The organism is Xenorhabdus sp. IM139775 (genome assembly GCF_028598745.1).
GTDB lineage: Bacteria > Pseudomonadota > Gammaproteobacteria > Enterobacterales > Enterobacteriaceae > Xenorhabdus.
On sequence record NZ_JAQRFK010000005.1, the window covers coordinates 77,533 to 86,969 of the forward strand.

Genomic DNA, 9,437 nt, shown 5'->3' on the forward strand with positions numbered 1-9,437 from the left:
TCGCCCTGGCTTATGTCAGGGCGAATTTTTTAAGATTCATTCGCCAGTAACCAATCCCGCAACAGGGCGGCAAGCTGTTCTTGTTGAGTGTCTGTCAATGGTTCGAGAATTGCTTTTTGGTTCTCCAAATGGCTTTCCACTGCTTTATCTATCAATGCCTTTCCTTCTGGCGTCAGAAAAATCTTGCAACTGCGTCGATCTTTGTCATTCGCAATGCGCTCAATTAATCCTCGCTGTACCATATGTTCAATACGCGTGCTCATGGCCCCAGAAGTTAACATGACGGATTGATACATTGCAGTCGGTGTGATTGGCGTGTTATTACGGCGCAGTGTCGCAAGGATATCAAACTCTATGCCACTGAGGTCATATTCTTTGAAAGCATGTTGCAAGCGTTGTTCAACAATTTTGTGTACGCGGCCTAACCGTCCAATGACCCCCATCGACGACGGATCAAGATCTGGGCGCTGCTGTTCCCATTGCATCAATAATCGGTCAACGTGATCGTACTTCATGCTTTTTCCCTATTCATTTTATTTCGACAAAAAGATACTTGATAAAAATCGGTTAGGCTATTACTTTAATTTATCTTTAAATAAAGATACTTTTCATAATGATATATTCAAGTTGAAGCGCTAAATAACTGATACACGGGATGGAAAAGTGAATAATTCAGAAGGACATCAAGATGTCAGAAATTAGATTTATCCAGAATATTTTACTGACTGCGTTGGCTCCGATTGTTTGGGGAAGTACGTATATTATTACAACAGAAGTATTACCACCGAATATGCCTCTGCTGGCTTCCACCATCAGGGCGTTACCTGCCGGCATATTATTACTGTTGATTTGCCGTACTGCGCCCAAAGGGATCTGGTGGTTACGTATGTTACAGTTATTTATGTATGGTTGGCGCTGTGTTTTCTTACATCATTTGGTTTCGGGGAATTGAAAAGTTACCTGTTGTGACAATTTCTTTTCTGGGATTTCTCAGCACCCTGTCTGCTTGTATTCTGGGCTATTTGTTTCTAAAACAAACATTTTCCTTGCTGCAACTGCTCGGGGCATGCACCATTATTATCGCTGTTTGGCTTTCTATTCCGCGGAGTCTCATCCTTGGCAGGCGATTGCACAACATTTAAGGGAGAGTGAAGCATTTATTCTGGTGACGCCAGAATGGCATGGAATGGCAACGCCGGCATTGAAGAACTTTTTACTACATTGTTCTGTGGCAGAATTAGGCCATAAACCCGCATTATTGACGAGTGTATCCGGTAGCATTAACGGTGTTTATCCCCTTTGTGAATTACGGATGACCGGTTTTAAAAATAATCATGTCTGCTTCTTGCCTGACCATCTGATTTTCCGGCAAGGGGAAAATTTGATTTCAAGAGATCTAGTTTGTCACGATGAGGCATTCGGAAACCGCGTTAACTATACGCTGAAGCTACTTAACGCTTATACAAAGGCATTGAAGCAAGTTCGTGAAGCTATTGGCGAAGAAAGTCAAAATTATTCGTATGGTATGTAAATAAACAAGATTCTGTTCCTGATATATCAGCCTCGGCTCAAACTTTTGAGCCGAGAAGTAGCCAGAGATCATTTCATCGAACAAATGCGCAATTACACCTTAACTGTACAAAAATACAGTGTCCCGTATTTTTGGCATTTTTGTTTAATAACAAAACGCAACTCGCTTTTATTTCACCCGATTGGGTCAATTAATCAACTGGTGGAGGTTTAATACAAGTTATCTTTAAGCCTTTGAGGTAATTTCGCATCATAGTCAGCCCCATCAAAATCACCTTTACTGATTTCTTTTAGTATATTGCCAACACTAGGTAGATTACTGCGCTCAAGTTGAGTTGAAATATCCCACAATTTAGAACGTAAGATAGCTCTGGAACACTGGAAAAATACCGCGTCTACGGTGATACGTAAGACAGAGTAAGGAAGTGCATTACGATATGCAAAACGTTCCCGTATTTCAGGGTCAATAATAATTTCTGCCCTGCCATTAACACGCAACGTTTCGCCGATCCCTGGAATAAGAAACAACAAGGCCACTCGATTATCGTGCAGAATATTACGTAAACTGTCGATACGGTTATTACCTTTCCTATCAGGTAATAGCAATGTTTTTTCATCTTCAATATGAAGAAATCCAGCTTGATCTCCACGAGGGGAGACATCCATACCTTCTGGCCCAACAGTGGCCAATGCGACAAAAGGCGAGGATTCGATAAAAGGACGATATACAGGATGGATATAGTTTACTTCCTTGAAAACAGAAGCTGGTGCAGGTTTTCCATATATTTCTTCTAGTTTAGCAATATCAGTCACGATTTTATTCATCATTGTTATCTCCTTTATAGCCAGTAAGTTATTTACCTTTTTAAGCACATAAAATACTCTTGGCACCCAGTGTTCTCATCGACTTCCTCGCTGACAACAGAAAACCCCTGCGATAAGTAGAACTCATAACTTGTCTGGTTTTGCTGATAGACCGATAACGTGAGTTCCGTTCTTCGATTTTTGGCGTCATTCACCAATGCTTTTCCGATCCCCTGCCCCTGTTTATCCGGCGAGACAAAAACTGCGGCCAAGTTATTTCCATGAAGCGCATAAAAACCGACAACGTTAGAACCCTGTACATCAACATAAACTTCTGCAGCCGGAATATAGATATTTCTCATGTTGTTGACTTGTTATTGCCAAAATTCAGCTACCACAAAATGGTGAGCTTTTATGGATGCCTCTAACCAGATAGACAAAACCATATCCATATCCGCTTCTGTAAATGATCTGATCACTTTTGCTTGTCCCCATGATGACGCTATTTTCGGTGTAGGCTTTTCAATAAGTAAAATACAATAAAAGCAGCCATGACATTGTAAAGCATACTGTGAACAAAGGCATTTTGGTACGTAACAAACGACAGTGTATCCATGTCGTTAAAATGCCATTGCACTAACATGCTAACGATAGCAACACCAAACGCAGCACCAATCTGTTGCAAAGTCGCAATTACCCCTGACGCCATGCCTGCAAATCGCACGTTAACAAAAGCCAAGACAATATTAAGCAATGGCGTCATAACAAAACCTTGTCCATATCCAAGCAATATGAGAATTGGCACGATCACAAATAATGATGCAGTTATTGATGAAATTGCTGGTAATAGTGCACTAACGGCAACAATCAGGGCAATGAAGGAGAGCATATAGAGTAAGCCTCCGGTCATGATAGCTTTGCCGCCAAAGCGCTTAATCCAATAAGGGGCATTGAGGGACGATAAAACAAAGCCTATGCTTGCAGGAGCAAAAATCAAACCTGCATCGAATGCGTTGAAACCTAATCCATTTTGCAAAAATAAGGCAAAAACAAGGAAGAATGAACTGGATGTGGAATAGACCAGCAACACCAATAAACAACCTAAACTGAAGGGTTTATTTTTCAATAAGTCAAAATTAAATAGTGGTGTTTTTCCTTTCGCAACATAACATTTTTCATGACGGAAAAATTGTAACAGCGTCAGGCAAGCCAAAAAATTGATAAGGCTAAATAATCCCTTTTAGTCATGATACAAATCCTCGCGATGTTTGAAATACAGTGTTTGAGATAAACAGATTTTAACCACCCCATTAGCCTGTTACAATTTAACCATTTATACTATTACTAAAAATAATGGATTGAAATACATGATAAAAATGAAAAGATCTCGTACTGAGTTAGCTAATTTTTTACGCACGAAAAGAGAAAGTATCAGCCCTGAATCTGTTGGGTTACCGCACATCGGGCGTCGTCGTACCCCAGGATTGAGACGTGAAGAAATAGCCGCTTTGGCGGGTGTTGGCGTAACTTGGTATACATGGCTGGAACAAGGTCGTGAAATTGGGGTATCCGCTGCTTTTTTAGATAATCTTGCCAAGATCTTAAAACTGACAACTGCTGAACGCAGGCATTTATACCTACTGGCACATAGGCGTGAACCTGCCGAAACCGGGCAAACTTGGTGCGTTGTTTCTCCATTGGTCAAACGGCTTATGGATGACTTATCCCCTCACCTCACTTATGTGCTGAATTTGCATTGGGATGTTTTGGCCTTTAATCAGCCAGCCGATAAGTGCTTTTATTTCAGTCAGGCTCAAAATGAACAACGTAATTTTTTGTGGTTATTATTTACCAATGAATATTATCGCGAACTCTTTTCTTACTGGGAACGAGATGCTTATCGTTTACTGGCTAGTTTTAGGCGTGATTATGCTCTTGCCGCTAAAGACAGTGATATCCAAGAGCTTGTAAATCAATTACTTAAAATATCACCTGACTTTTACGCTATGTGGCATAAGCATGAAATCTATGAACCGTGTAATGGGGTACGAGAGCTAAATGTGAATGGACAAGCAACCACGTTCGATTACACGTCAATGATTACTGATTTAGACAGGCACTTACGTTTGATTGTTTATGTCAAAAGATAAACGGATCATTTTCACCCATTTATTAGCAGATGGGTGAAATAAAAATAGTTAATGTGAAATGGCTTTTTATAAAAAATGATATTTGATATAGGTGGAATAATAATCCATATACACAGGGTGACTTTTAAAAAACCTCATTCTCTTTGAAATTAAGATAAAAATTCCATAAATAATTAATTTAAGCGTTATTGGCTTTATAAAAGCAATTATCCAATGCCTTTGTGAAAAGGATAATAAATAAACCATCACCAAAGTAATCATTACAACCAGATCTGCCCGCAAAAAATAACATATAAATAACAATTTATATCCACCAAATCCATCGATCGCCGTAATTACAGCATCTTAAAAACAAATCAAGAAGATGCGTGCTATCTATATGATTTTTAACTTGTTACATAATGGTTATAAGAAAGTTAATATTTCCACTTGCATTTTGGATTTAATTATTATGCTATAGCAACTCGTGGGCGGAGAATATTATGGTTTGCATTGTCCTATAGTCGGCATTGAATATAGGTCAATCTCATCGTGGCCTACTTATCGCAGTTCAATTATCCGGTTTTATTAATAAGGACTTTTCAAGGAGCAATGTGCCAAACAGCGAATTGAAAGTTGCCACTTTTTTGAAAAATGGAACCTCTATTATGAAGAAAAACGATTCGACACGACCGATCTTTTTGTGGATGACATTATTTTTTGGATTATTACCTGTCAGTACTTCAATGGCTGCGACTGAATATCAGGAACAGGGTAAGAAAAACTCACCAGATAGTTGGCTATCAGATGAATTTAATCATCAGTGGGGATTGGCCGCGATTGGTGCTCATTATGCTTACGCTCGTGGTTACACGGGAAAAGGCATTAATGTTGGTGTATTGGATGAGGCTGTCAGCCATCATCCTGAATTTGCCGGCAAGCTGAAAATCCTGAGTCCAGATGATCCTTGGAACTATGATACAGACCTCAATACCGGGATTATCAGTTTTGGGGCACATGGAAACCATGTTTCAGGGATCATTGCAGCAAATCGGGATGGAAAAGAAATGCACGGTGTGGCATTTGATGCGGGTTTGATTACCGGGAAATATTTGCAAAATCCCTATAACCGCACAGAAGCCATGATCCAAAGTAACGCCCGTGTTATCAATAATAGCTGGGGTGTTCGTCCTAATTACGAAGTTGATGAATACGGGAAACCTAAACGGTGGGCGAATGGAACGGTCAAATATTATCCGGTCGAACTGCAAGATGTGATTAATTATGTCACACCGATTAAAAATGATTTGGATCGGTTAAGCCGTTCCCCTATTCCGGAACTTGATGACTATATAACGAGAAGCGCTGGCCTGTTGCGTGCGGCACGCCAAGGGAAATTAGTGGTTTTTGCCGCAGGAAATGCCAATAACTATAACGTCACTTGGTTACATGCCGGTATGCCCTATTTCTTCCCTGACGCACTGAAAAACTACCTCAGCGTGGCCAACCTGACCAAAGAAAATGAGATTAACGCCTCATCAACGAGTTGTGGATATACTGCCAGTTACTGTTTGTCTGCACCAGGGACAAAAATTCACAGCAGTACCGGCGATTTCTCCTCTAAAGTGGGTGGAAAAATCGATGAAAAGGCTTTCCAAAATGGGGAGTTGACGATTAATCCTACCTATGCTGCCTACACAGGTACATCAATGGCATCACCCCATATAGCCGGTGCGGCGGCCGTCCTGATGCAACGTTTTCCCTACATGACCGCCGGACAAATTTCCGATGTCCTCAAAACCACGGCAACCGATTTGGGTGATCCTGGATTGGATGACATGTATGGTTGGGGCATGCTGAACCTGAAAGAAGCTATTGATGGCCCCAAAATGTTCATCACCGAACAAGATATTCCCAAGAAATATTATATCCCCGGTTCTTATTCTGAAACCCAGTTTATCGCCAATATTCCGGGGATCGGCAGCATCGTGGAGGAAGGCACGACGGTAGAACGGGTCTGTGACAGTATTGAGTGTGCTTATGATAGTTGGAACAATGATATTGCCGGTCACGGTGGATTAACTAAAACCGGTAACGGTACACTCGAACTTGCTGGTAAGCAAAACATCTATAAAGGGCCAACTTGGGTAGAACAAGGCCGCTTGCAGGTCAGCGGCGCCATAACATCGGATGTGACTGTGCAGGATGGCGCCACGCTTGGCGGGGATGGCACTGTCGGTTCAATCATGGCTCATGCCGGTGCCAGTATTGCACCGGGCGGTTTAAGCGCCATCGGTACATTGAATGTTGATCGTGATGTTACCTTCCAAACAGGTTCACGTTATCTGGTAGACATTGCACCAAATAGTCGGGGATATAGTGATCGTCTTATCAGCAATGGCCTGGCGACGCTGAAAGGCGGTGACGTGCAAGTTGCGCTGGAAAACAGCAGTAACCTGTTATCGAAACAAGAAGCCCGTAGCTTGCTTGGTCAGCAATATAATATTCTGCAAGCAAACCGGGGTATCGATGGTCAATTCACTACGGTCGTACCCAATTATTTATTTGTTGGTACTGAGCTGAGTTACCAGCCTGATCGCGTGATGCTGGATATAAAACGTAATTCCACGACATTCGCCAGTTTGGCAACGACCGCGAATGAACGTGCTGTAGCAGATGCGGCGGATAACCTGAGTTTAGGGCATCCGGTTTATGAGAGTCTTTTGCTGCTGGATACCGCGAAACAAGCACGTCAGGCATTCCGGCAACTTTCTTCCGGACAGATCCATGCTGATATCGCTGCGGCACAAATCAATGGCAGCCGTTATCTGCGCGATACGTTAAATAGCCGTTTGCGTCAAGCTGATGGCGGAACTATTGAACAAAATATCAAAGTGGATAAAAACGGTGTCTGGGGGCAAATAATCGGTAACTGGCAACGTGCTGATGGTAACAGTGAAATCGCGGGTTACCGTGTATCCAATTACGGTGTGTTACTGGGCGCGGATAAAGAGTTGGGTGATGATTGGCGGCTTGGTGTTGCTACCGGATATACCCGCACCTCTTTGAATGGTGCCGTTAACACGTCAGCACGCAGTAACAATTTCCATTTGGCGCTATACGGTAGCAAGCAGATTGAGGCTTTGGCATTACGTGCCGGTACTGCCTACAGTTGGCATCGTTTTGATACCAAACGCTCAGTGGCTTTTGGCAGTCAATCCGACGACCTGAAAGCAAAATATGGTGCTCAAACCGGTCAATTGTTTACTGAGGCGGCTTACGGAATCAATGCGTCCGGTCTGAATCTGGAACCGTTCGCCAACCTGTCTTATGTTTACTTCCGTAATGATGGCATCAATGAACATGGTGGTGCCGCTGCGTTGAACGGTAAGAAACAATCGAAAAATGCAACCTTCTCCACATTAGGTTTACGTGTCGATCAAAAATGGCAGACTGAAAATGCAGTCACTGTCGGCGTCTATGGTGAATTAGGTTGGCAACATCAGTTCGGCAATGTCGATCGTGGCACTCAATTAAGTTTCAGCAATAGCAATGCAACGTTTACTGTCAACAGTGTTGCTGCTTCACGTGATGCAGCCGTCATTAAAGCCGGCACGGAACTGGACATTAATGAAAATACTAAACTGTCACTGGGATATAACGGTGTTTTATCAGGCAATCATAAGGATAATGGTGTGTTCCTGAATGCCAATTGGAAATTTTAACCAGTAAAAAATGGGGCATCTCCTTGATAGCAAAAACTCACCGCAGGCAATGGCAGGCAGTGAGTTTTTTTATGGCTTTTTATTCTTCCTGACGATAAAAATCATCTCTTCTGCCTGATCGTGATAGGCATCTTCTTGCCAGTTACCGAATATGTTTGTCGCAATCAAATTTGCATCAGCCAATGCTTGCTCAATCTCAGTAAAGCCGGAAAAGGTAATGGTTGAAAATGCCTGATATTCTTGCTTACTGTAGAGTCGGTCAATTGCCATATTTAATCATCCTTAGTATCTTACTTATATCACTGTGTTGATTTTCCCCTCAGATTCTTGCTGTTTCTTCATACCATCATCTTATTTTCAGCACTAAACATACCCCCGAAACTTTCATCAAATTTTACCAACCCTATTTTTATATCCAAGGAGGCTTAAATGCCACCCCGTACTGTTTTACCTATGATGCTGCTCATATTTTCACTCATTGTATTTTTCATTGATTCCAGATCAGATTCATGCCCAAGAAGTTAATCCGTTAAAAACCATCCGCCAAACCGCCATATTTCACTGGGTATGCCAAGGAGGTTTGATACGTCCCCTTATTGCAAAAGGATTTTGGAATGGCACGGCAGTCTCTGCTTTTATATTGGCTGGCGAAGTCTTGAGACACCATTATGATCTGGGAACCGGTGCGGTTGGTATCTCTGTTTCCGCATTTGGTATCGGGCTTGGTTTGGGTAACCTGTCCGTCAGTATTGTCAGGCTCCTTAAACTCAGAGATGAGAGCATACTTTTGTTGGCAATAATCTTACTTTTCATCACCAGTTCTACCTTTATGTTATTACCTTTGTCTTTACTCTTTAGTTTGGTGTGCCTGATGTTATGGGGATACACGCTTGGCCTTGCTGCCCCGATAAGCACATCGATTCTGGCAAATCGGGCAAAACAGGAGAAAGGCCAAATATTGGCTATCTCAGAAAGCCTGAATAATCTCGCCATGTTGTTTTTACTGCCAATCACCACAATGTCGCTGACACAACATGGCACCACGGTAACGACGATAATACTGGGAAGCTGTTTTATACCCTTCTTGGTATTGGTATTTTGATTGCCCACTCTCCGAATATACTGCTTGCAATAAAAATTGCAGGTGCGGTTTATCTGATCTACATCGGCTACAAGACACTCATATCAAAAGCAGAAGTTGATGTTGATATTAACTCAAGTAAAAATGCCTCAATAGCTTCGTTTAGAA

At 42.0% G+C, this 9,437-nt stretch carries 11 protein-coding genes and 1 pseudogene; 7 read left to right on the forward strand and 5 right to left on the reverse strand.

What is annotated here, in order from left to right; all coding sequences use genetic code 11:
- Nucleotides 1–29: 29 nt before the first annotated feature.
- Complete coding sequence (locus tag PSI17_RS02150; protein WP_273550374.1) at nt 30–515, reverse strand: MarR family winged helix-turn-helix transcriptional regulator; 486 nt, start codon at nt 513–515, stop codon at nt 30–32.
- A gap of 173 nt (nt 516–688) precedes the next feature.
- Between PSI17_RS02150 and PSI17_RS02155 the strand changes: the two genes are divergently transcribed.
- The 3 genes from PSI17_RS02155 to PSI17_RS02165 are packed head-to-tail and all read left to right on the forward strand — an operon-like array spanning nt 689 to nt 1,531.
- The gene (locus tag PSI17_RS02155) at nt 689–952 is read left to right on the forward strand and encodes a hypothetical protein (RefSeq protein WP_273550375.1); all 264 of its coding nucleotides are present in this window, start codon (nt 689–691) and stop codon (nt 950–952) included.
- On the forward strand, nt 906–1,142 hold the full coding sequence (locus tag PSI17_RS02160) for a DMT family transporter (RefSeq protein ID WP_273550376.1): 237 nt from the start codon (nt 906–908) through the stop codon (nt 1,140–1,142). The genes PSI17_RS02155 and PSI17_RS02160 overlap by 47 nt, the downstream gene beginning before the upstream one ends.
- Complete coding sequence (locus PSI17_RS02165; protein ID WP_273550377.1) at nt 1,067–1,531, forward strand: NADPH-dependent FMN reductase; 465 nt, start codon at nt 1,067–1,069, stop codon at nt 1,529–1,531. The genes PSI17_RS02160 and PSI17_RS02165 overlap by 76 nt, the downstream gene beginning before the upstream one ends.
- 209 nt (nt 1,532–1,740) lie before the next feature.
- On the opposite strand, the gene PSI17_RS02170 is transcribed toward PSI17_RS02165, so the two are convergent.
- From PSI17_RS02170 to PSI17_RS02180, 3 genes are all read right to left on the reverse strand, one after another.
- Nucleotides 1,741–2,358 (reverse strand): pyridoxamine 5'-phosphate oxidase family protein, encoded by a 618-nt coding sequence (locus tag PSI17_RS02170; RefSeq protein WP_273550378.1) that lies wholly within the window; start codon nt 2,356–2,358, stop codon nt 1,741–1,743.
- 29 nt (nt 2,359–2,387) lie between these two features.
- Nucleotides 2,388–2,696, reverse strand: a complete 309-nt coding sequence (locus tag PSI17_RS02175) for a GNAT family N-acetyltransferase (protein WP_273550379.1) — start codon at nt 2,694–2,696, stop codon at nt 2,388–2,390.
- A gap of 140 nt (nt 2,697–2,836) precedes the next feature.
- Nucleotides 2,837–3,556 (reverse strand): MFS transporter, encoded by a 720-nt coding sequence (locus PSI17_RS02180; RefSeq protein ID WP_337927198.1) that lies wholly within the window; start codon nt 3,554–3,556, stop codon nt 2,837–2,839.
- A 145-nt stretch (nt 3,557–3,701) separates the two neighbouring features.
- Here PSI17_RS02180 and PSI17_RS02185 point away from each other — a divergent pair, with 145 nt between their 5' ends.
- Nucleotides 3,702–4,484: a helix-turn-helix transcriptional regulator gene (locus PSI17_RS02185; protein ID WP_273550381.1), complete on the forward strand. Its 783-nt coding sequence runs from the start codon at nt 3,702–3,704 to the stop codon at nt 4,482–4,484.
- A 647-nt stretch (nt 4,485–5,131) separates the two neighbouring features.
- Complete coding sequence (locus PSI17_RS02190; RefSeq protein WP_273550382.1) at nt 5,132–8,188, forward strand: autotransporter domain-containing protein; 3,057 nt, start codon at nt 5,132–5,134, stop codon at nt 8,186–8,188.
- 69 nt (nt 8,189–8,257) lie between these two features.
- Here the strand turns inward: PSI17_RS02190 and PSI17_RS02195 are convergent, their stop codons facing one another.
- The gene (locus PSI17_RS02195) at nt 8,258–8,458 is read right to left on the reverse strand and encodes a hypothetical protein (protein WP_273550383.1); all 201 of its coding nucleotides are present in this window, start codon (nt 8,456–8,458) and stop codon (nt 8,258–8,260) included.
- 220 nt (nt 8,459–8,678) lie between these two features.
- Between PSI17_RS02195 and PSI17_RS02200 the strand changes: the two genes are divergently transcribed.
- Nucleotides 8,679–9,290: a hypothetical protein gene (locus tag PSI17_RS02200; RefSeq protein WP_273550384.1), complete on the forward strand. Its 612-nt coding sequence runs from the start codon at nt 8,679–8,681 to the stop codon at nt 9,288–9,290.
- A pseudogene (locus PSI17_RS17365) lies at nt 9,287–9,437 on the forward strand (LysE family translocator); the annotation flags it as partial. The gene PSI17_RS02200 and the pseudogene PSI17_RS17365, both read left to right, overlap by 4 nt.

Bases quoted from the DNA above. Each gene is read 5' to 3' on its own strand.
- PSI17_RS02165 (WP_273550377.1), top strand. From the start codon at position 1,067: ATGCACCATTATTATCGCTGTTTGGCTTTCTATTCCGCGGAGTCTCAT.
- PSI17_RS02175 (WP_273550379.1), bottom strand. From the start codon at position 2,696: ATGAGAAATATCTATATTCCGGCTGCAGAAGTTTATGTTGATGTACAG.
- PSI17_RS02185 (WP_273550381.1), top strand. From the start codon at position 3,702: ATGATAAAAATGAAAAGATCTCGTACTGAGTTAGCTAATTTTTTACGC.
- PSI17_RS02155 (WP_273550375.1), top strand. From the start codon at position 689: ATGTCAGAAATTAGATTTATCCAGAATATTTTACTGACTGCGTTGGCT.
- PSI17_RS02195 (WP_273550383.1), bottom strand. From the start codon at position 8,458: ATGGCAATTGACCGACTCTACAGTAAGCAAGAATATCAGGCATTTTCA.
- PSI17_RS02170 (WP_273550378.1), bottom strand. From the start codon at position 2,358: ATGATGAATAAAATCGTGACTGATATTGCTAAACTAGAAGAAATATAT.
- PSI17_RS02150 (WP_273550374.1), bottom strand. From the start codon at position 515: ATGAAGTACGATCACGTTGACCGATTATTGATGCAATGGGAACAGCAG.
- PSI17_RS02190 (WP_273550382.1), top strand. From the start codon at position 5,132: ATGAAGAAAAACGATTCGACACGACCGATCTTTTTGTGGATGACATTA.
- PSI17_RS02160 (WP_273550376.1), top strand. From the start codon at position 906: ATGGTTGGCGCTGTGTTTTCTTACATCATTTGGTTTCGGGGAATTGAA.